The 24327-nt window shown below is 58.7% G+C and carries 21 protein-coding genes and 2 pseudogenes; 16 read left to right on the forward strand and 7 right to left on the reverse strand.

Going from position 1 to position 24327, the window contains the following annotated elements; translation table 11 throughout:
- The first annotated feature begins 2 nt into the window (after nucleotides 1-2).
- The 7 genes and pseudogenes from ACZ1GU_RS05930 (at nucleotide 3) to trxB (ending at nucleotide 8307) form a co-directional block, all read left to right on the forward strand.
- A complete protein-coding gene (locus ACZ1GU_RS05930; RefSeq protein ID WP_472647138.1) occupies nucleotides 3-1337 on the forward strand; it encodes a DUF11 domain-containing protein in 1335 nt (444 codons plus the stop codon).
- 59 nt (nucleotides 1338-1396) lie between these two features.
- Nucleotides 1397-2185 carry a hypothetical protein gene (locus tag ACZ1GU_RS05935; protein ID WP_472647139.1) on the forward strand — a complete coding sequence of 263 codons (789 nt, stop codon included), beginning with the start codon at nucleotides 1397-1399 and terminating at the stop codon, nucleotides 2183-2185.
- Nucleotides 2186-2265: 80 nt separating this feature from the next.
- Entirely contained in the window at nucleotides 2266-3021 is a 756-nt protein-coding gene (gene otsB, locus ACZ1GU_RS05940; protein WP_472647140.1) for a trehalose-phosphatase, read from the forward strand.
- Nucleotides 3018-4829: a glycoside hydrolase family 15 protein gene (locus ACZ1GU_RS05945; protein ID WP_472647141.1), complete on the forward strand. Its 1812-nt coding sequence runs from the start codon at nucleotides 3018-3020 to the stop codon at nucleotides 4827-4829. The genes otsB and ACZ1GU_RS05945 overlap by 4 nt, the downstream gene beginning before the upstream one ends.
- Nucleotides 4826-6214, forward strand: coding sequence for an alpha,alpha-trehalose-phosphate synthase (UDP-forming) (locus ACZ1GU_RS05950; RefSeq protein ID WP_472648723.1), 1389 nt, complete (start codon nucleotides 4826-4828; stop codon nucleotides 6212-6214). The genes ACZ1GU_RS05945 and ACZ1GU_RS05950 overlap by 4 nt, the downstream gene beginning before the upstream one ends.
- Before the next feature lie 247 nt (nucleotides 6215-6461).
- Nucleotides 6462-7253: a tyrosine-protein phosphatase gene (locus ACZ1GU_RS05955; RefSeq protein ID WP_472647142.1), complete on the forward strand. Its 792-nt coding sequence runs from the start codon at nucleotides 6462-6464 to the stop codon at nucleotides 7251-7253.
- 77 nt (nucleotides 7254-7330) lie between these two features.
- Nucleotides 7331-8307: pseudogene (gene trxB / locus ACZ1GU_RS05960) on the forward strand (thioredoxin-disulfide reductase).
- A gap of 11 nt (nucleotides 8308-8318) precedes the next feature.
- On the opposite strand, the gene ACZ1GU_RS05965 reads toward trxB, so the two are convergent.
- From ACZ1GU_RS05965 to ACZ1GU_RS05975, 3 genes are all read right to left on the reverse strand, one after another.
- On the reverse strand, nucleotides 8319-8768 hold the full coding sequence (locus ACZ1GU_RS05965; protein ID WP_472647143.1) for an MAPEG family protein: 450 nt from the start codon (nucleotides 8766-8768) through the stop codon (nucleotides 8319-8321).
- Nucleotides 8765-9217: an MAPEG family protein gene (locus tag ACZ1GU_RS05970; RefSeq protein ID WP_472647145.1), complete on the reverse strand. Its 453-nt coding sequence runs from the start codon at nucleotides 9215-9217 to the stop codon at nucleotides 8765-8767. Before ACZ1GU_RS05970 ends, ACZ1GU_RS05965 begins: the two co-directional genes overlap by 4 nt.
- Nucleotides 9218-9282: 65 nt before the next feature.
- The gene (locus ACZ1GU_RS05975; protein ID WP_472647146.1) at nucleotides 9283-10254 is read right to left on the reverse strand and encodes a threonine ammonia-lyase; all 972 of its coding nucleotides are present in this window, start codon (nucleotides 10252-10254) and stop codon (nucleotides 9283-9285) included.
- A 62-nt stretch (nucleotides 10255-10316) separates the two neighbouring features.
- Between ACZ1GU_RS05975 and ACZ1GU_RS05980 the strand changes: the two genes are divergently transcribed.
- Complete coding sequence (locus ACZ1GU_RS05980; RefSeq protein WP_472647147.1) at nucleotides 10317-11528, forward strand: saccharopine dehydrogenase family protein; 1212 nt, start codon at nucleotides 10317-10319, stop codon at nucleotides 11526-11528.
- Nucleotides 11528-12706 (forward strand): carboxynorspermidine decarboxylase, encoded by a 1179-nt coding sequence (locus ACZ1GU_RS05985; RefSeq protein WP_472647148.1) that lies wholly within the window; start codon nucleotides 11528-11530, stop codon nucleotides 12704-12706. The genes ACZ1GU_RS05980 and ACZ1GU_RS05985 overlap by 1 nt, the downstream gene beginning before the upstream one ends.
- 5 nt (nucleotides 12707-12711) lie before the next feature.
- On the opposite strand, the gene ACZ1GU_RS05990 is transcribed toward ACZ1GU_RS05985, so the two are convergent.
- On the reverse strand, nucleotides 12712-13695 hold the full coding sequence (locus ACZ1GU_RS05990) for a DUF3137 domain-containing protein (RefSeq protein ID WP_472647149.1): 984 nt from the start codon (nucleotides 13693-13695) through the stop codon (nucleotides 12712-12714).
- Between the two features lie 106 nt (nucleotides 13696-13801).
- Here ACZ1GU_RS05990 and ACZ1GU_RS05995 point away from each other — a divergent pair, with 106 nt between their 5' ends.
- The 4 genes and pseudogenes from ACZ1GU_RS05995 to ACZ1GU_RS06010 all read left to right on the forward strand — a co-directional run bounded on the left by ACZ1GU_RS05995 (nucleotide 13802) and on the right by ACZ1GU_RS06010 (nucleotide 16688).
- A complete protein-coding gene (locus ACZ1GU_RS05995; protein ID WP_472647150.1) occupies nucleotides 13802-14359 on the forward strand; it encodes a LemA family protein in 558 nt (185 codons plus the stop codon).
- A 163-nt stretch (nucleotides 14360-14522) separates the two neighbouring features.
- Nucleotides 14523-15729: pseudogene (locus ACZ1GU_RS06000) on the forward strand (type III PLP-dependent enzyme).
- Between the two features lie 221 nt (nucleotides 15730-15950).
- Nucleotides 15951-16205 carry a cold-shock protein gene (locus ACZ1GU_RS06005; protein ID WP_472647151.1) on the forward strand — a complete coding sequence of 85 codons (255 nt, stop codon included), beginning with the start codon at nucleotides 15951-15953 and terminating at the stop codon, nucleotides 16203-16205.
- A 273-nt stretch (nucleotides 16206-16478) separates the two neighbouring features.
- The gene (locus ACZ1GU_RS06010) at nucleotides 16479-16688 is read left to right on the forward strand and encodes a hypothetical protein (RefSeq protein WP_472647152.1); all 210 of its coding nucleotides are present in this window, start codon (nucleotides 16479-16481) and stop codon (nucleotides 16686-16688) included.
- Between the two features lie 115 nt (nucleotides 16689-16803).
- On the opposite strand, the gene ACZ1GU_RS06015 is transcribed toward ACZ1GU_RS06010, so the two are convergent.
- The 3 genes from ACZ1GU_RS06015 to murI all read right to left on the reverse strand — a co-directional run bounded on the left by ACZ1GU_RS06015 (nucleotide 16804) and on the right by murI (nucleotide 19701).
- Nucleotides 16804-17496, reverse strand: coding sequence for a nitroreductase (locus tag ACZ1GU_RS06015; protein ID WP_472647153.1), 693 nt, complete (start codon nucleotides 17494-17496; stop codon nucleotides 16804-16806).
- Between the two features lie 81 nt (nucleotides 17497-17577).
- Nucleotides 17578-18798 carry a 5-aminolevulinate synthase gene (gene hemA, locus ACZ1GU_RS06020; RefSeq protein ID WP_472647154.1) on the reverse strand — a complete coding sequence of 407 codons (1221 nt, stop codon included), beginning with the start codon at nucleotides 18796-18798 and terminating at the stop codon, nucleotides 17578-17580.
- A 114-nt stretch (nucleotides 18799-18912) separates the two neighbouring features.
- The gene (murI, locus tag ACZ1GU_RS06025; protein ID WP_472647155.1) at nucleotides 18913-19701 is read right to left on the reverse strand and encodes a glutamate racemase; all 789 of its coding nucleotides are present in this window, start codon (nucleotides 19699-19701) and stop codon (nucleotides 18913-18915) included.
- A gap of 131 nt (nucleotides 19702-19832) precedes the next feature.
- Between murI and plsY the strand changes: the two genes are divergently transcribed.
- The 3 genes from plsY to topA all read left to right on the forward strand — a co-directional run bounded on the left by plsY (nucleotide 19833) and on the right by topA (nucleotide 24233).
- The gene (gene plsY, locus ACZ1GU_RS06030) at nucleotides 19833-20423 is read left to right on the forward strand and encodes a glycerol-3-phosphate 1-O-acyltransferase PlsY (RefSeq protein WP_472647156.1); all 591 of its coding nucleotides are present in this window, start codon (nucleotides 19833-19835) and stop codon (nucleotides 20421-20423) included.
- Nucleotides 20420-21553 (forward strand): DNA-processing protein DprA, encoded by a 1134-nt coding sequence (gene dprA, locus ACZ1GU_RS06035; protein ID WP_472647157.1) that lies wholly within the window; start codon nucleotides 20420-20422, stop codon nucleotides 21551-21553. The genes plsY and dprA overlap by 4 nt, the downstream gene beginning before the upstream one ends.
- Nucleotides 21554-21680: 127 nt before the next feature.
- Complete coding sequence (topA, locus tag ACZ1GU_RS06040) at nucleotides 21681-24233, forward strand: type I DNA topoisomerase (RefSeq protein ID WP_472647158.1); 2553 nt, start codon at nucleotides 21681-21683, stop codon at nucleotides 24231-24233.
- Nucleotides 24234-24327: the final 94 nt, after the last annotated feature.

The raw sequence follows: 24327 nt of genomic DNA on the forward strand, positions 1-24327 counted from the left end.
CGGTGAACTTGTCAATTAACCTCACTAACCTGCGCGTCGTCGTGACGTCATTGCTGCTGGCTATGCTGGCGCTGTTCGCGCCGCAAGTGGCTTTGGCTCAAGATGCAGACATCGACTGGGCCGACGCAGGTGTCGCCAGCTTGACGCCAATGCCAAACGGAACCGTCGTCACGGGATCTGACGGCACAACCGCGACGGTGACATTCACAACGCAGACGCAAGGGACGAGTACCTTCACTCCGCAATTCGGTGGTGATTTTGTAAGCTACTTCTCCGGGACCGTAGGCTCTGGTGTTTCTCCCTTGCTGATGAGCTTCAACAATTCAGAGTATGACCCGCTGGATCGCGTGATCGTCACAGTGACCCTAAGCCGCGCCGTTGAGAACCTGACGTTCTCGATCAACGATTTCGACAACGGCAACTTTGTCGATGCGATGGAGGTGTATTACGACAACGATTTGTCGGGTTCATTCATCAACGCTGCTGACAATCCCGCGTTCTACACGACCGGCGTGGCACAGACGCGCACCAACGATGCTGTCCTCAACGGCTGGATCGGCACCTCGAACGCTGACACGGCGAGCACCAACGGTGACTTGTATTTCGATTTTAATGGTCAGCCGGTCCGCCGGATCCAATTGGTTTACTTTAGCTATACAGGAACGGGCGATCCTGGCGGGCAATTTTCCACGCTCTCTGACCTCGAATACAACCAGCTGACGGCTGACTTGTCCGTATCTAAGCAATTGCTCGGCTCTGCGCCAAGCAATGGCGGATTCGTGACGTGGCGCCTCACCGTGACCAACGACAGCGCCTCTGAGACCACCGCGAACGGCGTCGTTGTTCGCGACAATCTGCCGGGCAGCTTTACGTTTGACGGTGCGAGCGGTGATGGCAGCTTTAATTCCACGACGGGCGATTGGACCGTGGGCTCTCTTGCGCCTGGAGCCAGCGCAACGATCGACGTGTCGGGTTTCATAAATGCGAGTGCGGGGACTACCATCACCAACACCGCAGAAGTCATCGCCAGCAGTCAACCCGACCCTGATTCCACAGCCAACAACGGAGTCACGACGGAAGACGACTTTGGGCAATCCAGTTTTGTTGTCGCGGATGACCCATCTGGTACGCCGCCAATTCTCTCATGCCCCGCAGGTCAGTCTATCTTCGATTGGGATGCAGTCACCTGGGCCGCAGGCAGCCTCAACAATTCCTACCAATTGAGCAATTGGGGAACGATCGAATTCGACATCGTTTCGTCCGCGAATTTGACGAGCCGTGCGTCGTTTGGCGGTCAGACGCCGATCCTGACGACGGTACCGTATCCGGCGGACTGAATCCCGCGGAACTTGGTCTCGCTTTCAATGCCGACAATGACAACCGCAGCCAGGAGGTCGTGACAACGGTCACCCTTCCGCGTGTTGTGACGGGAGCCCAGTTCAAGGTCTTTGATATCGACCAGTCGAGTTCGTTTCAGGACCGCGTAACCGTTTACGGTTTCAACAATGGTATTCGCGTGAATGCCATTCTGACCAATGGCTCAGCCAACACGATCAGCGGCCCATCGCTGCTCGGTTCTGGCGGGGCTGGCGATACCACCAATGCGGGCGACGGCACATTCACCTTCCTTGATCCGATCGACACAATCGTCATCGAATATGGCAATGGCCCGTCGGCCCCCACAAATCCCGGCAACCAGAGCATTGCCATCCACGATTTCACTTTCTGCACGCCGCAACTGCCGGATCTCTCGGTCACGAAAATCAGCTCGGTGCTCTCCGATCCGGTGAATGGTTCGACCAATCCAAAAGCCATTCCAGGTGCTCTCGTCGAATATCTGATCACAGTGTCAAACACCGGCGCAGGCTTTACCGATGCCGATAGTGTGATCGTATTGGATGATGGTCCTGCCGATGCGAAAATGTGTTTGATTTCGGCGGGCACCGGCCCGGTGATCTTTACCGATCCAAGCTCGAACACCGGTCTGACCTACAATTACGCGAGCATTGGTTCGACGACGGATGATATCGAGTTCTCGAATAATGACGGTGCGAGCTTCGCCTACACCCCGGTCGCCGATGCGGACGGATGCGACACCGCCGTGACAGACTTCCGCTTGACTCCAAGCGGTGCGATGGCGGGTAACAGCGCATTCACGCTACGAGTACGCTATATCGTCGAATAAATTAGATTGAGCTCGTCAATGCATACGTAATGCGACTGGGGACCGATTGACCGAGCGCGCTCAGTGTATATGTCGCTGCAATGCACCGCAATCCGGGCCTTGCTGAACCGCCATCTCTTGCGAGCTTGATTGCAAGCGGTCCTGTCTCGCTGTTCCTCGACTTTGACGGTACCTTGGTAGAGATTGCCTCGCGCCCCGATGCAATTGATGTGCGCGAGAGCCTCAACTTAAGCTTGGAACGGTTGGCTGCGCGCGTCGAAGGCCGCTGCGCGCTCGTGAGCGGACGTTCGGTTGACGAATTGCAGCATTATGTAGGCGCGGCTTCGATTGGCTGGGCGGGCTCTCACGGCGCAGATGTCAGAGCGCAAAACGGCAACCAAATTGGCAAAGTGCCAAATGGGTTATCAAATGAGGTTGAGGAGCTGCTGAAACGGTTTTCTGAAGCGCGCGGCGTCGATTTTGAAGAAAAACCGCATGGCGGAGCGCTTCATTATCGCAACCGGCCCGAAGAAGGCGAGGCCACGCACGATTTCGTCGAGAAGCTTGCTGCTGAACACAGACTTCGCGCTCAAAGCGGCAAGTTTGTTGCCGAGCTCGTGGCAAATATATCGAGCAAGGCGGAAGCTGTGCACGCATTTATGGCGCAACCTTCGTTTGCTGGCTCGCGTCCCTTCTTTTTGGGCGATGATTTGACCGACGAAGCAGGCTTTGAGGCATGTGCGCAGCTTGGCGGCGCGGGTGTGATCGTGGGAGAGCGAGCTCAGCAGAAATCTGAAACGAAAGCGGAATTCGCTTTGCCCGATGTCGCATCTGTGCATGTATGGTTAGACTTATGACCCAACCGCAAGCCGTCGTTCCCAACCTGCAATTATGGCCCATCGGCAATTGTCAGGTATCGGGCCTGGTAGATCGCACTGGAGCTCTCGTATGGGGCTGCGTGCCGCGCGTCGACGGCGACCCGGTGTTCTCCTCTCTGCTCAATGGAGACCAGCGTGAGGCGGGCATATGGCGCTTCGAGCTCGATGGACAGGTTAGCGCGAGCCAACAGTATATTCGCAACACACCCAATCTTGTCACCACGCTCACGGCAGATGACGGCAGCTCTGTGGAGATTCTCGATTTTTGTCCGCGTTTTGAGCGGTCTGGGCGGATGTATCGGCCCGTGTCTTACGTCCGGATCGTGCGACCGATTGCTGGAAATCCGCGTATCAAGGTGGTGCTAAACCCGACCAAGAATTACGGCGCGGAGCTGGCTGAGACCACGCACGGCACCAATCACATCCGCTATCTCGCCGGCGCGCAATCGCTGCGCCTGTCGACCGATGCGGCGGTCGGGTACATTCAGGAAGGGCGGTTCTTCAGGGTCGAAACCGACACCCATTTCTTCCTTGGTCCAGATGAGCCATTCGTCGGAAACTTGCGCGAAACCGTTCGCTCGATGGAGCAAAAGACGCGCAAATACTGGCAGCACTGGACACGCGGCCTTCACATTCCGCTCGAATGGCAAGAAGAGGTCATCCGCTGCGCGATCACGCTCAAGTTGTGCCAGCATGAAGAGACTGGCGCGATTGTCGCGGCGCTCACCACCTCCATCCCCGAAGCTGCGGATTCCGAGCGCAATTGGGACTATCGTTACTGCTGGATTCGCGATTCCTACTACACCGTGCAGGCTCTGAACCGGCTGGGCGCGCTCGATGTCATGGAGAAATATCTCGGATATTTGCGCAACATCGTGGATGGGGCGCGCGGTGGGCAGATTCAGCCGCTTTACTCGGTGATGGGTGAAAGTGAGCTCAGCGAAACCACTGCAAGCTATCTCGCCGGCTATCGCGGCATGGGGCCCGTGCGGCGCGGAAACGCCGCCTATAAGCAAGTGCAATATGACTGTTATGGCCAGATAATGCTGCCGAGCGCGCAGGCGTTCTTTGACAAGCGTCTACTCCGGATGGCCGATGACCGCGATTTCGAGAATCTCGAACAGGTCGGCAAGATGGCTTGGGCTATGCACGATCAGCCGGACGCAGGACTGTGGGAGTTCCGCACCCGGCAAGAGGTGCACACCTATTCCGCCGTGATGTGCTGGGCGGCGTGTGACAGGCTCGCCAATGTTGCCGATCATATCGGCAAGACAGATCGCGCGAAAGTCTGGCGCGAGCGGGCTGAGAGCATACGCGCAAAGATCGAAAGTGAAGCGTGGAAAGAAAACGGCGATAAAGGCGGCCATTACGGTGCTAGCTTTGAGAGCGACTATCTCGATGCAAGCCTGCTGCAGATGGTCGAGCTGCGGTTTCTCTCGCCTGATAATGAGCGTTTCCAGCAGACCTTTGCTGCAGTCGAGCGCGATCTCAGGCGCGGCGATCACATGCTGCGCTATGCAGCCGAGGACGATTTTGGTGCCCCCGAAACCGCCTTCAACGTCTGCACATTCTGGCTCATCGAAGCCTTGCACCTCGCCGGGCGAGACGAAGAGGCGCGCACGCTCTTCAGCACCATGCTCAGCCACACCACGCAAAGCGGGCTGCTGTCCGAAGACCTCGACTATGAGACCGGCGAACTTTGGGGGAACTTCCCGCAGACCTACTCGCTGGTAGGTGTAATCAATTGTGCCGGGCTTTTGTCCAAACCGTGGAGTGAAGTGCGATAAGCCGTCTCGTCGTCATCTCGAACAGGGTCGCTGTGCCCAAGGCGCGCGGCGCCGCTGGCGCGCAAGGCGGATTGGCGGGCGCGCTCAACGCTGCGCTCAAGAAGAATGGCGGGCTGTGGTTCGGCTGGTCGGGTCAAGAAAGCGAAGACCGCACCGGAAACATGAACCTTCAGCGCGGCGATGGTGTAACGACCGCGACGATCGACCTTTCGACGCGCGACGTCGATGAGTATTACAACGGATATGCCAATTCGACGCTGTGGCCGCTGTTCCATTATCGCATCGATCTGACCGAATATGAGAGCAAGACCGGCAAAAGTTATGAGCGGGTCAATGATCGTTTCGCCGACAGCGTACTACCGCTGATTGAAGAAAACGACCTTGTCTGGGTCCATGACTACCATCTGATCCCCTTGGGCGAACGCCTGCGTCAGCGCGGTGTCAAAAACCGCATCGGCTTCTTCCTCCACATCCCTTGGCCTCCCACGCGCCTCCTGACGTCGCTGCCGTTTCACGACCGACTGGTGCGCACCATGCTCGATTATGATCTACTCGGATTTCAGACTGAAGAATGGCTCGGCAGCTTCCTGCACTATTGCGAGAACGAGCTGGGTGCAGAGGTCGATGAGGCGACCGGGCGCATTGCATTTGAGGGCCGCGAAACGCGCGCAAAGGCGTATCCGATTGGCATTGATTGGGATCATTTCCAGCAAGTTGGCGCAACCGAAGAGGCCAAGCACGCCGAAACACGTTTTCTCGATTCCATGCGCGGCAGAACAGGGATGATCGGCGTCGATCGGCTCGATTACTCCAAGGGGTTGCCCGAACGGATTGACGGCATCGGGCGATTTTTTGACAACACTCCGGAGCGCACCCGCGATCTTGTATTCATTCAGATCGCCCCGCCGAGCCGCGAGGATGTCGAGAGCTATCAGAAGATCCGCGCCGAACTTGAGCAGAAGACCGGACAGATCAACGGCGCGCGTAGCGAGGTCGACATTGTTCCGATCCGCTATGTGAACCGCGGACACAGCCATAGCGAGCTCTATGGCTTTTTCCGCGCCGCCAAGATTGGCCTCGTCACGCCGCTTCGCGATGGGATGAATTTGGTTGCGAAGGAATATGTCGCCGCGCAAGACCCGGATGATCCCGGCGTGCTGGTGTTGTCAGAATTTGCGGGCGCAGCCTTGCAATTGGGTTGCGACGGGAAGGGTGCAGTGCTGGTCAATCCGCATAGTCCCGATGACTTGGCCCGCGCTATAGGAGCCGCGCTTGATATGCCGCTGGAGGAGCGAAAGAGCCGATATCAAGCGATGGTCGCGACGGTCCGCGACGACAACATCCAGAATTGGACCAAGGATTTCTGCGCTGATCTGGCTGGCTGAGCAGTCTTTCGATCGGCAATACGAGCCGCGCAGCCTCAATCGGCTTCCTGACAAAGTCTTACCCTCCTCCGTAAATCGCCTGCTCTTCGTCGCGGTTGGCAGTCATCATCGGCAATCAGGACATAAGCCATAGTCAGGCTTGTCTTGTTTTTCACTATCCCCATCCATTGCGAGGCTTCATGCACTATAACGTATGTTTGATCCATTCTGATTGCTGCGCGTCGAGGTGGATGCCAGGGTGTACGGCATGATTCGAACAGAGCCGCCCGCGCAATTCCTCAAAACCGAAGCGATCCATAATCTGCGTGATTATGGCGGCTATTCCGTCGGCGGAGGCGGGCGTGTGAGAACGGGCCTTCTCTTCAGATCGGGTCATCACGCTGACGCGAGTGAGAGCGACTTATCGACCGTTTCGGAGTTGGATTTGCGCCACGTCATCGACCTTCGGGGTGAGAGCGAGCGGGCGCGCCATACCTGTCGCCGAACCGAAGACTTTGATGGCGAGGTGCTCTACTTTGAGGGTGAGACGGCAGGTCTTGCGCCGCATCTGGAAGCCGCCGAAAGCAGCCTTGATCCAGAAACCGCCCACCGCGCAATGGTTGGCCTTTATGCCGCTTTGCCTGACCGTGAAGGTTTGACCTGGGTGTTGCAGCGCTATTTCGAGGCGCTTGCAAGGGGCGAGGGGCCTAGCTTGATCCACTGCGCGGCAGGGAAGGACCGCACCGGGATGGCAGTCGACCTGTTGCACCATATCCTCGGCGTGCATCCGGATGATGCGATGCATGATTACCTGCTCACCAATCATTCTCCGCGAAACGAAGAGCGCATCGCGCACGGAATGGAACTGATGGGCGACAAGTACGGTGCCATCGATGAAGCGACCGTGCGGGTGCTGATGGGCGTTGACGAAGCTTTTCTGAATGCCGCTCGTGCCTCTGTGCAAGAGCGGTTCGGCTCAACCGATGCCTATCTTGAGCAGGCTTTGGCCGTGAATGCTTCAAAGCGAGAGGCGATCAAAGCTGCGCTTGTGGAAGCATAAGACAAACCTCTTCGCTGCGAATTGAAGCGGCGCCGCGAAGGGCCTAAGTATCAGCCAAACGAACAGGAACGACTTCAATGGCTACTCATCACACAAAAATGCTCATCATCGGCTCGGGCCCTGCGGGATACAGCGCAGCGATCTACGCGGCGCGCGCCATGCTGGAGCCAATTGTGGTGCAGGGGCTTCAGCCAGGCGGTCAGCTGACTATCACCACCGATGTCGAGAACTATCCCGGCTACCGCGAAGTGGTGCAGGGGCCGTGGCTGATGGAAGAGATGAAGGCGCAGGCCGAGCATGTCGGCACGCGCATGATGTGGGACACGATCGTTTCGGTTGATCTTGAAAATGGTCCTCCGTTTCGCGCGATCGGTGACAGCGGCGATGAGTATATCGGCGAGACGCTGGTGATCTGCACCGGTGCACAGGCCAAATGGCTCGGCGCTCCGGGCGAACAGGAGCTGGGCGGCAAGGGCGTGTCTGCCTGCGCGACCTGTGACGGCTTCTTCTATCGCGGCAAAAAGGTCGCGGTGATCGGCGGCGGCAATACGGTACCGTCGAAGAGGCACTCTACCTTACCAATCACTCCGATGACGTGACACTGATCCACCGCCGGGACGAGCTGCGCGCGGAGAAAATCCTGCAAGACCGCTTGTTCAAGTCAGACAAGATTTCGACCTTGTGGAACAAGACCGTGAAGAGCTTTGAAGCGGGCGAAGACGGCTCGCTCAATCACCTCGTTCTGGAAGACACGCAGACCGGCGAAACCTCTACGCTTGAAGTCGATGGCGCGTTTGTCGCTATCGGTCATGCCCCAGCCACCGAGCTTTTCAAAGGCAAGCTGGCAATGGACGAAAGCGGTTATCTCGATGTTGAACCTGGCACACCCAAGACCGCCATTCCCGGCGTGTTTGCCGCCGGTGATGTAACCGACCATGTCTATCGCCAAGCGGTTACCGCGGCGGGCATGGGCTGCATGGCGGCGCTTGATGGTGAGCGTTTCCTCGCCGCGCGCGAAGACGCGGAAGAAGAGCAAGCCGAAGCGGCGGAGTAACCCGGTTTCGGCTATTCCACTGCGTAGCCGAACACCACCATCGTCGCATGGAAGATCAGCGCGATCAGCACCAGGCTTGAAAGCGCGAACAGTACAAAGCGCACAATCACTCTGTTCGCGGTCACTTGGATCAGAGAATGCGCCACGCGCAGGCCGGTGTAGATCCAAGCCAACAGAGCATGCTCGCCATCGCCGTGGCCGCTGATCGCTAGCACGATCACCACTGCGTAGAACAGCGTGGGTTGCTCATGGAGGTGGTTGTAATTGTCCGCCTTCCAACTGACCTTTTCGGGCAGTTTTTCGCGCAGGCTTGCACCTGTGCTGCCAACCAGCTTTGACGGAGCCTCGATTTCCGGCGCCTTGGACATGGCCGGAATGCGGGTCGCGTACATCCAGACCCACATGATCATGGTCCAGATCATCAGCGCGACGGCAGGTTGCAGGATTACCAAATCAGTCATGTCGGAAGCGCTCCGGGATTGTGAAAGAGTGTCGCCATCACCGCGCGAATGGCTAGGACGATCAGCACTATTGAACTGGCCAAGAACAGCGCGAATCGGATCGGCAGCTTGTTGACGAGAATTTGCCAGAACGAGTGCACAATTCGCAGCCCGACATAGGCCCAGGCCAGCATTACATCGAGCGCGCCCGGCCCCATGATCGTCAGGATGACGATGGTGATGTAGAAAAGGGTCGGCTGCTCATGCAGGTGCGTATGGTTGTGCGCGGGCCAGTTCGCCTGGTCAGGGATCACCCCTTCAAGATCTTGACCGCGTGCGCCTTTCTTGCGCGACAGTTTCGACTTATCGACCTTCGCCAAAGAGCCAAAACGCGCCGGTATGATCCACAGCAGTACGATCAGCGTCCACACCACCAGTACAGCGGCAGGGGCGAGCATTTGCGCTTGCATGATGTCCCTATCTCCCTCTTGCCATGTTCCTGCGAGAGCGCGTTCCGATTGTCAAATGCAACCGATCAGGTTTCTGCGTTGTCGACCGCGTTGCTGTCCGCGATGGTCGCCGCAAAGGCTGCGGGATCGGCATTGCCGCCCGTGAGCATGATGACAGTGCCATCATCGAGCGGTACTTTCCCTGACAGTGCTGCTGCGAGGGCTGCTGCGCCGCCCGGCTCGATCACCATGCGTAGGTTGGCGAAGGCCCAACGCTGCGCCTCGCGCACTTCCTCATCGGTGACGGTCACTCCCGGCTCAGCGCGGCCAGCAAGCACTTCGAGGTTAATCTGTTTGGTCGCGGTCGGTTGGAGTGCGTCGCATATGGTGGTCGGCGCATCATCACCGACAGGTACGATCGCGCCAGCCTCCAATGCTTGCCCCACCATGTCCCAGCCGTGCGGTTCAACCACCTGGATCCCCGCTTCGGGGCAGGCGAGGGCGAGACCTGCGGCTAGGCCTCCGCCGCCGCAGCACGCGACAACGCGGCTTGGCTGACCGCCCAACTGCTCCGCAATCTCGATCCCGGCGCTTCCTTGACCCTCGATCACCCACGGATCGCCGAAGGCATGGACCAGCGTTCCGCCTTTCTGCTCAATCAGCTTGGCCGCTACTTGGTCACGGTCCTCGCCAGGCCGGTCGTAGAGCACGATCTCCGCTCCGAGCGCGCGCGTGTTGTCGAGCTTCACCTGTGGGGCATCGCGCGGCATCACGATGGTCGCTGTGATACCCAGTTTGCGAGCCGCCCAAGCGACGCCTTGCGCGTGGTTGCCGCTCGAGACCGCGACAACGCCGTCAGCGCGCTCCGCCTCGGTCATTGCCGATAGCCTGTGCCAGCCTCCGCGTATCTTGAATGCGCCAATGGGTTGAAGGTTCTCTGCCTTTACCCAGCATTGCACGCCGACAATTTCGACCGGCAGCAGCGGGGTAGGAGGCAGGATCTCGGCGATTTTGCGCGCTGCCTCAAGCACGCCATCACGAGTAGGTGTTCGGATCATTTTGCGGTCTTAGCGCATTGCTCTAATGCGCGCGCAAGAATCATTTTCGAAAGGCAGCCAATATGTCTACAGTTCTCGTAATCGGTGCCGGCGGTGTTAGCTCGGTCTGCGTCCACAAAATGGCGCAAAATGCTGGCATTTTCACTGATATCCATCTCGCCAGCCGGACCAAGCGCAAGTGCGATGCCATCGCCGCCAGCGTCAAAATGCGCGAAGGCGTCGACATATCGACCTATGAAATCGACGCGGAAGAAGTGCCCGCAATGGTGCAACTGATCCGCAAGGTTCAGCCCAGCCTCGTCGTCAATCTCGCGCTGCCGTATCAGGATTTGCCGATCATGGATGCGTGTCTGGAGGCAGGCGTGCACTATCTCGACACCGCCAATTACGAGCCGAAGGACGAAGCAAAGTTCGAATACAAATGGCAGTGGGCCTATCACGACCGCTTCAAAGAGGCCGGCCTGATGGCGCTGCTCGGATCAGGCTTTGATCCCGGCGTCACCAGCGTCTTCACCATGTGGCTGAAGAAGCATAAGCTGAAGACCATCCGCCAACTCGACATTCTCGACTGCAATGGCGGCGATCATGGTCAGGCGTTTGCGACCAACTTCAACCCCGAAATCAACATCCGCGAAGTGACCGCTCCCGCGCGTCATTGGGAAAACGGCGAATGGGTCGAGACGCCTGCCATGCAAGTGAAGACCGAGTTCGACTTTGAAGAGGTGGGCAAGCGCAATGCCTATCTGATGTATCACGAGGAGCTGGAAAGCCTCGCCAAATTCGTGCCCGAGCTCGAGCGCGCGCGCTTCTGGATGACCTTTGGCGATGAGTACATCAAGCACCTCACCGTGCTGCAGAATGTCGGCATGACCGGGATTGAGCCGATCCGCTATCAGGGCAGGGAAATCATCCCGCTGCAATTCCTCGCCGCCGTTCTGCCCAAGCCGGAAACGCTCGGTGAGACGACCACGGGCAACACCAATATCGGCTGCATCGCGACCGGCGAAGCGCTGGATGGCTCAGGCGAAAAGACGTTCTACATCAACAATATCTGCAGCCACGAAGCGGCCTACGAAGAAACCGGCAATCAGGGGGTCAGCTACACCACCGGCGTTCCCGCGATGATCGGTAGCGCTCTGATGGTGCAGGGCGTTTGGTCAGGGGACGGCGTTTTCAATATGGAAGAGATGGATCCCGATCCCTTTATGGAGATGCTCAACGCGCACGGCTTGCCGTGGAACGTGAAGGAAATGGACGGACCGGTCTCTTTCTGATGGAAACCAAAGCCGGTGATCCGGGCGCCTTCGCCCAGTTTGATTTGAACCGCGTCGACAGTCCCGCTTTCGTGGTCGATGCAGCAAAGCTGCGCGCTAACTGTCAGGTGCTGGCCGAGATCCGCGACGAAGCAGACATCAAGGTGCTTGCCGCGCTCAAGGCATTCTCGATGCACGCGGTCGCGCCCCTGATCGGCGAATATCTCGACGGGGCAACATGTAGCGGATTATGGGAGGCGCGGCTCGCCAGCGAGTATTACGACGGCGAAATCGCAACCTATTCGCCCGCGTACAAGCCCAACGAGCTCGAAGAGATTTGCCGACTTTCCGATCATGTGATCTTCAACTCGCCCGAGCAGATCGGGCGCGCGGCGCTGATCCTCGACCATGCGGCGACCACGGGCGGCGATGTCTCGGTGGGCCTGCGCATTAATCCGATGGTCGCGACTGGCGAAGTGCCCAAATACGATCCCAGCGCGCCCGGATCGCGGCTCGGCTTTCCCATCGACCAGCTGACTGACGAGCATATGCACGGCGTGGACGGCATTCACTTTCACAACCTGTGCGAGCAGACTTTCGAGCCGCTCAAGCAAACATGGGACCGTGTGTTCGACGCGATTGAACCCTATTTCGGTCAGCTCAAATGGATCAATATGGGCGGCGGGCATCACATCACCCGCGCCGATTACGAGCGCGACGAACTGATCGAATTTCTCACGGACGCCAAGGAAGACACCGGCGCTGAAATCTACCTGGAACCGGGCGAGGCAATCGCGCTCGATGCCGGAATTCTTGTGGGCACTTTGCTCGATACCGGCTTCAACGACATGCCTATCGGAATCACCGATGTCTCAGCGACGTGCCACATGCCCGACGTGCTCGAGGCGCCGTATCGTCCCGCCATGCTGGGCGAGCTGACCGACGAAGACGTCATTCCGATCCGGCTGGGTGGGCCGTCCTGCCTAGCCGGCGATGTGATTGGAGACTATCGCCTGCCGGTCAAAGCCGAACCGGGCGCGCGCTTCGCCTTCCTCGATCAGGCGCATTATTCGATGGTGAAGACCAACACTTTCAACGGCGTGCAATTGCCAAGCATCTGGCTGTGGGACAGCGAGACCGATGCGCTCGAATGCGTGAAGCGGTTTGAATATGAGGATTTCCGAGACCGGCTGAGCTAACCGCTTCAACTGACCTTTCGACCAAATCCGCTGTGCCCACGCGGATCGCCGCGTTCATGCTTGTTGAGCGCGATCGCCAACCCAGCGAGCGATGCGAACTGCTTTGCGGTTTTTTCGGCGCGCTCATGATCGCCACCCGCATTGATGTGGCCGCTTTCAAACAAATTGCCGCTCTCAATCGCGATAATCACCTCGCCATGCGCGAACAGCGCACGCACTGCATCACCGTCAAAAGCTTTCTCGATTGCGAGAAGATGTTCGACATAAGCCGGGTCGACCAACACCCGTGCTTCGATATTGTCATTGCTATAGACATCAAAGACGTCCTCAAACGCAGGATGAACTTGATCGATCAGGGCGAGTTCTAGCCCCTTGATGGAAATTCGGTCCTTGCGCCCACCAAGCCCGAACCATTTTTTATGCTTGCCCGCGCGTTGCAGCAGTGTGGTGCACTCGAACTTGCGGCCAAATTCCATGCGGATGATTGCCCCGCGAAACACCGTGACCCAGCGGCGGTTCTTACCTGAACCGCGTCGTTCTTCGAGATGCGCTTCGTAGAGTTTGAAGTGGTGACCTTCGATATCGCCGGACCACTGGTCTTCGAAGTCACTACGATCATGGCTTGGAAGCAAGCCAAAGCGCTTGGCATCGTCAAACTCGCTGCCTGCATGAACTTCGTGGCTGTAATAAAGGCCCAATTCTCGCGCGATGGCAGAATTGATGCCGATCTTGATCGCCTGCTTCGCCTTGGCAATGGGCATGTAACCCCAGGCATATCCGCCGCCAATGCCGATCGCGCTAATCATGATCTTCATGCCGCTGCCCCAATCGGGGCCGAACCACAGGAAGGCGAGCAGCGGCAGCACGACGACTGTCGCAATGGTCCAGCGATTGCTTGCGTTTTTCTTAGCTTGCGCGCGCATGTCCTGCTGACTGTCGAGCCAGCTTCCCAGCTCGCCGCCCATCAGCTTATTCACATCTGCGCGCATTTTGCCCCCTTGGAACGCCACGAAACTGTGCGAGAGCACGAAACTCTCGGTTTTCCCTTAACCAATTGCTGTTAATATACACAAAGGTGGCAATGGAGGGTTAAAGATGTTCTGGACGTTGGTGATTGTTGTCGGTTTTGCCTTGCTGTTGGCGGTGCTCGTCATCGGGGTTTACAACAACCTTGTTCGGCAGCGGCAGAACGTGAATCAGGGCGTCGCCGATATCGATGCTCAGTTGAAACAGCGCCACGACTTGATCCCCAATCTGGTTGAGACCGTCAAAGGCTATGCCAGCCACGAAGCCAGCACATTGGAAGCGGTTATCGAGGCGCGCAACACAGCTGCCAAAGGCAAGCCCAATTCGGGCGACGAGCAGGGATTGAAGATCGCGCTCGACAATTTGCTAGCGCTGGGTGAGGCCTATCCAGACCTCAAGGCGAACACGAATTTTCAAGAGCTTCAGCGTGAGCTTTCGGAAGTTGAGGACAAGCTCGCCGCTGCTCGCCGCGCGCTTAACGCAGCCGTTGCGTCGTTCAACACCGCGCGCGAAAGCTTCCCGGCGGTGCTTTTCGCCGGCATGCTCGGCTTTGAGCAGGCGGATTTCGACCGGCTCGATGACAGCGAAAAGGGCGTCGTCGATCAGGTGCCGAGCGTCGCCTTCTGATTTTGTCGGATGGGGCGGGAACTACCTGCGCCTCAACGCTTTTCATCTTGCGGAAGCGGATTTTCCGACTATATCCGCGCTTCCGCTGCCCCATGGGAACCTAACCGCAAGGCAGGCCTGAACGTTTAACGTCACAAACTAAACCTTCCGGGGGTCCCTTGAGTTGCACATCTATCCTGACGCCAAGGCTGTAGTTCAGGCGCTCGCGCCGGACGAACCCATCATCCTCAATCGCCCGCATGCTGCCATGCGCGCCGCTCGGTTCTTCAACTCGAAGTTTCCGGGGAAGGTACTTTATGCGGTGAAGGCCAATCCTGCGCCTTCACTGCTGCGTGTGCTGTGGGAAGCTGGTGTGACGCATTACGACGTCGCCTCGATTGCGGAAGTGCGTCTGACGCGCGCTGAGCTACCGGATGCGGAATTGTGCTTCATGCACCCGATCAAGACACGCCGCGCAATCGCGGAAGCCTATCATCAGCACCGCGTGCGCACATTCAGCTTGGATAGCGCTGAGGAACTCGCCAAGATCATCGAGGCGTGCACCGACCCGGAAACCGGTGAGCCTGCCAGCGATTTGCGCCTGTGTGTGCGCATCCGTGTCTCTTCGGAATATTCGGAGCTCTCGCTCGCCAGCAAGTTCGGCTGCGACCAGACCGAAGCGCCCGCTTTGCTGCAAGAGGCTCGCCAGCATTGCGATTGGCTGGGCGTGTGCTTCCATGTCGGCAGTCAGGCGATGACGCCGTTCGCGTTCGTCCAGGCGCTCGACCGCACCCGCGCCGCGATTGCCGAGGCCAGCGTGGTGATCGACATGATCGATGTCGGCGGAGGCTTCCCCAGCATCTATCCCGAGATGGAGCCGCCACCGCTCGAAGATTACTTCGCGCTGATCGGCAAGCATTTCGAAGACCTGCCTATCGCCTACAATGCAGAGCTGTGGTGCGAGCCGGGCAGGGCGCTTGCGGCGGAATATTCCTCGCTAGTCGTGCAGGTCGACAAACGTCGCGGCGATGAGCTTTACATCAATGATGGCGCCTATGGCGCGCTCTACGATGCGGCGCATGTCGGCTGGCGTTTCCCGGTTGCGGGTCTCGCGGATAATCTGCGCGATCCACCGGTCGATTTCGCATTCTACGGGCCGACCTGTGACGATGCGGACTATATGGCGGGGCCATTCCCGCTGCCCGGCGACATCCAGGCGGGCGACTATATCGAGATCGGCATGATCGGCGCCTATGGCGCGGCGATGAAGACCGGCTTCAACGGCTTCGGCAATGCGGATGAATATGTCGTCGCGGACGAGCCGATGATGAGCCTCTATCGCGGTGACCGCGTGCGTACCGGATGCAGATAATGTGGTGAGCTTGCGGTAGGACCGGTTCGACCCCTCAGAAGCAATGGGGGGCTCTTCTATCGATGTTCATGTCTTTGCGCGGGGTTGCAATTGTCACTCGCCATAACCATCTAACACTAAGCTACCAGTCGTAATCGACGGTCACCGCTCCCACAATCTGGAGCCTTTCCTTCAGTTCCGCCTCTTAGTCGCAGCCGGGTCTATTTTGGCGCGCTGCACGCTCGTTTGAAGGAATTCCACATGACACATTTTGGCAAAATCAAGAGCTATGACAGCAGCGTGGGCACAGGCTCAATCACCGCTGAAAAGGGCGGCGATGTGCTACGTTTCAAGAAGGCTGACCTACAGCAAGAAGGTCAGGTGCCGAAAGTAGACCAGCGTTACAGTTACGAAACGAGCCAGGTTGACGGCGGCAAGAAGCAGGCGGTGAATCTGCAGCACCAGCAGGGCGAAAGCCAAGGTCAGAAGGAGCAGGCCAGCAAACAGCAGAGCTGATCCAGCCAACAGCAGGGCCGGGGGTTCTTACTCCCGGCTCATGCTCCATCCCTTTTGCAAGGACTTCTCCCATGCCGATGAATCAGTTTCTTTTCGATCACCAGCTTGCAGCCATGAAATTGGACCGCTCGGGTTCGGCTGAAGAGCGCAAGGAAGCTATCGATCTGATGGGAAAGCGGGCGAAACGGATGGCAAAGTGGCGCAAGGCAAATGGCTTATCCCATCAGGGCTGGCCTCGTGACGAGCGTGCGCCCACTCGAAAGGATGTATGACATGAGTGTTTCAATCGCAACGGGTCCCAAGCAGTCTGGAACCGACGAATGGGAAAGCGAAGGCGGTTCCTTGAAGCCAGATGCTGCAACCCCGCTGCCGGACGGGATTATTGCTGTCACGTCGGTTCGCTATCGCGTCGGACCATACATCTATTCCAAGCTTGAAGATGCACTGGCGGAGCATGGACGCAACCGTTCTCTGTGCAAGTGACAAGCGGCTAGGCGATCATCTTGCGAACTTAGCCTGAAAGCACGGCGACCGCGTGCGGCCCCCGATGCGGATAACGTAATGATTTGACGGCAAGGCCAATTTTTCCCGTAAGGCGTTATTCAAACCCAACAAACGTCGCGGCCTCATCGACGCTGCGGCGCGTGATCTTCACCGGGTTTGCCGGGAAGTCTTCATCTGGCCAGCCAAGCGCGACGGCTTTCATGATAACCTGATCGTCGGGTATATTCGCGTGTTCGCGCACGACGGGTGATTGCATGATGCCTTGCGAGTTGATCACGCAGCCAAGTCCGCGTGACCATGCCGCGTTGACTAAAGCGGTCGTCACAGCGCCGCAATCGAACACGGTGTCGTCGGCGTCGGACAATTCCTTGTCATAGGTGACGATCACGCACACCGGCGCGTCGAACTGGCGGAAACCGCGCAGCACCCAATCCTGCCTTTTTTCCTTGTCGTCGCGGCCAATCCCCATCGCTTCGAACAGCTGGATTGCGCAGCCGACCTGCCGGTCGCGGTGAACGCCCTCAAACGGATGACCCTTGCGGAACTCGCGGCTGTCCGGCTCGCCGGCAAGAATACGCTCGGTGTTGCCCTTGCGGATCCGATCGAGAGGCTCACCCGTGATCACATGGAAGTAATAGGGCTGCGTGTTCATCGAGGAGGGCGAGCGCATCGCCATCGTCAGGACTTCCTCGATCAGCTCCTGCGGCACAGGCTTGTCGAGATAACCCCGGATTGAGCGCCGCCCGAGCACGACTTCGTCATATTTCTGATCTGGATTGCCGTACACGCATATCTCTCCTGAAAATTCAGGCGAGTGCTAGCGCAGGTTGTCGGCAACGCAAAGGACGTTACGGCAGCGCCGAGGGGCCTACGCCGCTTCTCGAAGCTCCAGCTCAAGCCGGTCCCAGATTTCAACGAGCGCGCTCACCAGCTCGTCCATCATTTCGGCGGTGTGCATCGGTCCGGGTGTGAAGCGCAGGCGCTCCGTCCCGCGCGGGACGGTCGGGTAATTGATTGGCTGAACATAGCAGCCATATTCGGCGAGCAGGATGTCGCTGATCTTCTTTGCGCGCACCGGATCACCGACCATCAGCGGAACGATATGCGTGACGCTGTCCATCACTGGCAGGCTCGCATCGCGCATCTTCGCTTTGAGCATTTCAGCGTTGGCTTGCTGTGCGTCGCGTTCTTCGCTCGACTGCTTCAAATGCTTCACCGCTGCTAGGACGCCAGCGACCAGCACCGGCGACAGCGAGGTCGTGAAGATGAAGCCCGGCGCGTAGGAGCGGATGCAATCGACCACGCGCTTGTCCGCCGCGATGTAGCCGCCCATCACGCCGAAGGCTTTGCCCAGCGTGCCTTCGATAATGTCGATGCGGTGCGCTGCTTCGTCGCGTTCCGAAATGCCGCCGCCATGCTCGCCATACATGCCGACCGCGTGCACTTCGTCGATATAGGTGAGCGCGTTGTATTTCTCTGCCAAGTCGCAAATCGCGTGGATCGGGGCGACATCGCCGTCCATCGAATAGACGCTTTCGAACGCGATAACCTTGGGCGTGTCGACGTCTTCTGCAGCAAGCAGCTCTTCGAGGTGCTCCAGATCATTGTGACGGAACACGCGCTTTTCGCAGCCCGAATTGCGGATCCCGGCGATCATGCTGGCGTGGTTGAGCGCGTCGGAAAAAATCACGCAGCCTGGCAGCAATTTGCCTAGTGTTGAAAGCGTGGCATCGTTTGAGACATAGCCGCTGGTAAAAGTCAGCGCAGCTTCTTTGCCGTGAAGCTCAGCCAGCTCCTGTTCCAGCTCGACATGCAGGTGTGTGTTACCGCCGATATTGCGCGTGCCGCCGGAACCGGCGCCGACATCGTGCAGCGCGTCTTCCATAGCGCCGATCACCTTGTCATGCTGTCCCATGCAGAGGTAGTCGTTCGAGCACCAGACGGTGATCGGTTTCGGCCCGTTGTGCCCGTGAAAACAGCGCGCGTTAGGAAAGGCGCCCTTATTGCGCATGATGTCGATGAACACGCGATAGCGGCCTTCCTCGTGGAGGCGATCAATCGCTTTGTCGAAGACTGTACCGTAATTCACGCGTCTGCTCTTTGGTTTTGCCCGCCAGGGGTGGGCCGTTTTCAGGGCGCGATTTAGGCGCGGAATGCCCCCATTTCCAGCGCTATCTTTGCGAACCATTTGCAGGTGGTCTGCTTAAAACCGATCAATCTGATCGATTTCATAATTCGCAAGGGCGCTCGCTAGTTCCTGCAAGCGCGAAAGCTCGCCTGTCGTGACTGCGCGATTGGGGCCGCTGCGGGCGAATTCTTGACCTTGAAGCAAGTCCGCAATGCGGCGGGCAATTCCCTCGGCGCCGTCGATAAAACGCACGTCAGGCGACCACCCTAGATCGTTGACGGCGACCTCGTGCAACTCGTCGGCGAGCAGCGGAAAGTGGGTGCAGCCGAGCACAACACGGTCGATCTTCATCTGCCCATCTTGCTCGTCCAGACCTTCAAGCGCGGCTTTGAGCACTTCGCGATTGACGGGCTTGCCGCGCAGTTTGTTCTCCGCCTCGTCCACCAAGGCAGGCGCGGCGTAGCGCAACAACTTACCGCCATTCATAAACTCCGCCTCCAACCGGTCGACATAAGGCTGGCGGACGGTGGCAGCGGTCCCGAGCATGCCAATCACCCCGGTTTTGCTGGTGAGCGCCGCGGGCTTGATCGCAGGCACGGTTCCGACAATCGGGATTTCGAGCACTTCGCGGACCATGCCGAGCGCAATCGTGCTCGCCGTGTTGCAGGCGATGCAGGCGAGACGCGGCTGGTATCGCTCGCACATCCGCCCAAGCAGTCCGGCGACTCGCGCGGCGACCTCGGCCTCGGTCTTGGTGCCATAGGGTAGGCCTGCATAATCGGCGGCGAAGATGATCGGTGCATCGGGCAGAGCTTTACGCACCTCGTCATAGATGGTCAGCCCGCCAACACCGGTGTCGAGCAACAGGATCGGGGCGGTCGGATTGGGAATTGATCGCGCTTTCTTGGCAATTGCTTGTCGTCGCCTCGCCTTTTACTTACGGCTTGCGAAAAGGGAAGCGGGCCACAATCTCTTGTGGTGGAGAGGCGAAGTTCATGGAAGCAATCTACGCAGCGATCCTCGGCTATGTGCTGGGATCAATACCGTTCGGGCTGTTGCTGACGAAAGCCGCAGGGATGGGCGATGTGCGCCAGATCGGCAGCGGCAATATCGGCGCGACCAATGTGCTGCGCACAGGCAATAAGGGGCTAGCTGCGGGCACATTGCTGCTCGACCTGGTGAAGGGCTTCGCGCCCGTTTTCATCGCCGGCCAGCTTTGGGGCGAGGTTGCAAGCGCCTTTGCTGCGGGCGGAGCGGTGCTGGGTCATTGTTTCCCAATCTGGCTCAAGTTCAAGGGGGGCAAAGGCGTTGCCACCAATGCCGGCGTTGCGTTCGGTTTAGCCTGGCCGATCGGACTGGTTTATGCGGTCGTGTGGATCGCAATTCTCGCGATCTTCCGCATTTCCTCGCTCGCCGGGATGAGCGCGGTGGTTGCTGCCGCCGCCGCAGCGGCGCTCTTTCGCTATCCGCAATTCTTCCCCGTGCTGTTCGCGATCGCTTGTCTGATCATCTACCTCCACCAGGAGAATATCGGACGGCTGATGCGCGGCGAAGAACCCAAGATCGGCGGGAAAAAAGACGCGTGAGCGATCCGCCGGTGCCTGCGCTGACCCAGCCTGAGGCGTTTGCGCGCATTCGCCTTCTGCGTTCGCCCAATATCGGCCCGGTAAGCTATCGCACATTGCTGGCGCGTTACGGTAGCGCGGTTGAAGCGCTCGAAACGCTTCCCGAACTCGGATCGCGCGGAAAACGAACTTACGCTCCAGCGCCGCGCGACCAGATCGAACGCGAAGTGGAGGGTATCCAGCGCGCGGGCGCAAGCTACCTGTTTCACGATCAGCCTGACTTTCCCGCATTGCTAACTGAGATCGAAAGCGCGCCGCCAATCCTGACCTATCGTGGCGACTTGCGCCTCGCCTCCAAGCCTTGCGTGGCGATGGTGGGCGCACGCAATGCATCAGCGGCGGCGGTGAAGCTGGCGCGAGAATTGGCGGTCGATCTGTCTAGCCAAGGCTATGTCGTCGTTTCGGGACTGGCGCGCGGGATCGATGGAGCGTGTCACGAAGGCGCTTTGCCCGCGACCATCGGTGTGATCGCCAGCGGCATCGACATCGCTTATCCGCCGCAGCACAAAGATTTGCAGGAACAGATTGCGCAGCAAGGCCTGCTGATCGCGGAGCAACCGCCGGGCACAGAGCCGCGCGGGCGGCACTTCCCCAGCCGCAACCGGATTATTGCGGGGTTGGCGGCAGGCACGCTCGTTGTCGAAGCCGCGCCGAAATCCGGCTCACTCATCACCGCGCGGCTGGCGGGCGAAGCGGGCAGGGAAGTGATGGCGATCCCCGGCTCGCCGCTCGACACGCGCAGCCTCGGGTGCAACCAGCTGATCCGCGATGGCGCGGTGCTGGTGCAGACGGCCGAGGAAGTGATCGAATTGCTCGAAAGCTTTGAAGGCACGCCGCGATCACGCTTCAACGTGGCAGAGACGGTCGCCGAGTTCGACTATGACGAATTGCGCCATCTCGAATGGGGCGAAGCGAAGACCGATTACAGCCGCGATGTCGCAAAGTTGCTGAGCAAGACGCCGATTGCGGTGGACGAACTGGTTCACCAGTCTGGCGCGAGCGCAGCAGCGGTGCAAATGGCGTTGCTGGAACTGGAGATCAGCGGAGAGCTGGAACGGCACTCTGGCGGTCTGGTGAGTTTGGCGGGGTAGGGGATGCGAAAGAACGTGCAGCAAGGCGACATGATGTAAACTTGCGATAATCCCACTTGACGCGTCTGTGAAACCGACTCCACCCTCGCGCGTACGTACGCACGTAAGGAAATAGAACAAAAACACCATGCAGCTTGTTATCGTTGAATCGCCCGCCAAGGCGAAGACAATCGAGAAATATCTGGGCAAGGACTTCAAGGTTCTCGCCAGCTACGGCCATGTGCGCGATCTCCCGCCAAAGGATGGCAGCGTGCGCCCCGACGAAGATTTCGCGATGGATTGGGAGCTGTACCGCGACAAGCAAAAGCGATTTAAGGAAATCGCCGATGCGGCGAAGGGGGCCTCGCGGCTGGTTCTTGCGACCGATCCCGACCGCGAGGGTGAGGCGATCAGCTGGCACGTTCAGGAGCTGCTGAAGAAGCGCAAGGCCCTGCCGACTAAAGTCGACCGGGTGACGTTCAACGCGATTACCAAGAAGGCGGTCACCGACGCGATGGGATCGCCGCGTGAGCTCGATACCGATCTGATCGACGCCTATTTGGCGCGCCGCGCGCTCGACTATCTGTTTGGCTTTACGCTCTCGCCCGTTCTGTGGCGCAAGTTGCCCGGCGCAAAGTCGGCGGGTCGTGTGCAGTCGGTTGCGCTGCGTCTTATCGTAGACCGTGAGCGTGAGATTGAGGCGTTCAATCCGGTCGAATATTGGTCTGTGCTGGCCAAGATGGAGCATGACGGGACCGAGTTCGATGCGCGGCTTGTCAAATTCGATGGCAAGAAGCTGGGCAAGCACGATCTCGGCAATGAAGCGAGCGCTATGGCAGCGAAGGCTGCGGTCGAAAGCGGGAGCTTTACGGTCGAGGAGATCGAGACCAAACCGCTCAAGCGCAATCCTGCGCCACCCTTCACGACCTCAACCCTGCAGCAAGAGGCTGCGCGCAAGCTGGGCTTTTCGGCCAGCCACACGATGCGGTGTGCGCAGTCGCTCTACGAAGCGGGCGCGATCACCTATATGCGGACCGACGGCGTGCAGATGGACATGTCGGCGATCATGGCGGCGCGAGATGCGATTGAAGAGCGCTTTGCCAGCGAATATCGCCCGGAAAAACCGCGCTTTTACAGCAGCAAGGCCAAGAATGCTCAGGAAGCGCACGAGGCGATCCGTCCGACCAATTTCAGCCGCGATAGCGCTGGCTCCGGCGACGAAGCGAAGCTTTATTCGCTGATCTTCAAGCGCGCGATGGCAAGCCAGATGTCTACCGCTCAGCTTGAGCGCACGACCGTCACCATGCGCGATGCGACGGGTCAACATGAGCTTCGGGCGACCGGCCAGGTGGTCAAGTTTCCGGGCTTTTTCGCGGTCTATCAGGAAGGCTTCGACGATAAGTCTGACGATGACGAAGACGGCCTGCTTCCGGCAATGCACAAGGGCGATGCGCCTGCGAAAAAAGCGGTCGAGGCCAATCAGCACTTTACTCAGCCGCCGCCGCGTTTCTCCGAAGCTTCGCTCGTCAAGCGGCTGGAAGAACTCGGCATTGGACGCCCTTCGACCTATGCCTCGACTATCCAGACCCTGCGCGATCGCGACTATGTGCGGATGGAGAAAAGTCGTTTCCACGCAGAGGATTCCGGGCGGCTTCTCACAGCTTTCCTTGAACGCTTTTTTCCGACCTATGTGGCGTATGATTTCACCGCGGGCATGGAAGACGAGCTCGACACCGTTTCTGACGGGCGCGAGGATTACAAGGAGCTGCTCGCGAAGTTCTGGAAAGATTTTAAACCCAAGACCGAAGAGGTGATGGAGAAGCTACCGTCAGAGGTGACGGAAGTGCTCGACGAATATCTTTCCGACTATCTCTTCCCGCCACGCGAGGACGGCAAGGATGCGCGCTTCTGCCCGCTGTGCGAGACCGAGGGACGCGAAGGCGGGAAGCTATCGCTTCGCGGTGGCCGCTTTGGCGCGTTCATCGCGTGTGCAAACTATCCCGAGTGCAAGTTCACCCGCCGCTTTGCCCAACCGGGCACGGATGGCGAGGATGGAAGCAATGATGGCGTGATGGGGCAGCACCCGGAAACAGGTGAGGACATTGAGCGCAAGTCAGGCCGCTTCGGTCCCTATGTCGAAATGGCGGACGGTGATAAGAAGAAACGCGCCTCGATCCCCAAAGACCTCGACGACTTCGATCTCGAATGGGCGATCAAGCTACTCGACCTGCCGCGCATCGTCGGTGCGCATCCGGAAACGGGCAAGGAGATTGAGGCTGCGATTGGCCGCTATGGTCCCTATCTTCGGCACGACGGCAAATATGCGAAACTCTCTAGCACCCGCGACGTGTTTGAGACCGGAATGAACGCTGCTGTCACCATGCTTGCCGAGGCGGCGAACCGCAAAGGCGGCGGGCGTGGCAAGGCGGAGCCGATCAAGACCCTCGGCGAACACCCGACCAGCGGCGGCGAGATTAAGGTGATGCCGGGGCGCTATGGCCCTTATGTGACCGATGGCAATGTCAACGCGACGATCCCGAAGGACATAAAACCGGAGGATATCGAGGCGGCAAAGGCGATCGAATTGATCGATGCGCGTGCCGCGAAAGGTCCTGCGAAGAAGAAACGCAAAAAGGCGGCTCCCAAGAAGAAGGCTGCGGCAAAGAAGCCAAGCGCCAAGAAAAAAGCAGCTGCAAAGTAAATTGAAAGCCGCGGAGAAGCAGGGTGAATCCGCACCTTGCGGCAACCCTTTGTCCGCGCGTTTGCAAATCCTTTAGTATTCTTCCCTATCCCGT

The organism is Erythrobacter sp. HA7-11, assembly GCF_055693605.1.

Bases quoted from the DNA above. Each gene is read 5' to 3' on its own strand.
- otsB (WP_472647140.1), top strand. From the start codon at position 2,266: ATGCACCGCAATCCGGGCCTTGCTGAACCGCCATCTCTTGCGAGCTTG.
- ACZ1GU_RS05945 (WP_472647141.1), top strand. From the start codon at position 3,018: ATGACCCAACCGCAAGCCGTCGTTCCCAACCTGCAATTATGGCCCATC.
- ACZ1GU_RS05955 (WP_472647142.1), top strand. From the start codon at position 6,462: ATGATTCGAACAGAGCCGCCCGCGCAATTCCTCAAAACCGAAGCGATC.
- ACZ1GU_RS05965 (WP_472647143.1), bottom strand. From the start codon at position 8,768: ATGACTGATTTGGTAATCCTGCAACCTGCCGTCGCGCTGATGATCTGG.
- ACZ1GU_RS05970 (WP_472647145.1), bottom strand. From the start codon at position 9,217: ATGCAAGCGCAAATGCTCGCCCCTGCCGCTGTACTGGTGGTGTGGACG.
- ACZ1GU_RS05975 (WP_472647146.1), bottom strand. From the start codon at position 10,254: ATGATCCGAACACCTACTCGTGATGGCGTGCTTGAGGCAGCGCGCAAA.
- ACZ1GU_RS05980 (WP_472647147.1), top strand. From the start codon at position 10,317: ATGTCTACAGTTCTCGTAATCGGTGCCGGCGGTGTTAGCTCGGTCTGC.
- ACZ1GU_RS05985 (WP_472647148.1), top strand. From the start codon at position 11,528: ATGGAAACCAAAGCCGGTGATCCGGGCGCCTTCGCCCAGTTTGATTTG.
- ACZ1GU_RS05990 (WP_472647149.1), bottom strand. From the start codon at position 13,695: ATGCGCGCAGATGTGAATAAGCTGATGGGCGGCGAGCTGGGAAGCTGG.
- ACZ1GU_RS05995 (WP_472647150.1), top strand. From the start codon at position 13,802: ATGTTCTGGACGTTGGTGATTGTTGTCGGTTTTGCCTTGCTGTTGGCG.
- ACZ1GU_RS06005 (WP_472647151.1), top strand. From the start codon at position 15,951: ATGACACATTTTGGCAAAATCAAGAGCTATGACAGCAGCGTGGGCACA.
- ACZ1GU_RS06010 (WP_472647152.1), top strand. From the start codon at position 16,479: ATGAGTGTTTCAATCGCAACGGGTCCCAAGCAGTCTGGAACCGACGAA.
- plsY (WP_472647156.1), top strand. From the start codon at position 19,833: ATGGAAGCAATCTACGCAGCGATCCTCGGCTATGTGCTGGGATCAATA.
- topA (WP_472647158.1), top strand. From the start codon at position 21,681: ATGCAGCTTGTTATCGTTGAATCGCCCGCCAAGGCGAAGACAATCGAG.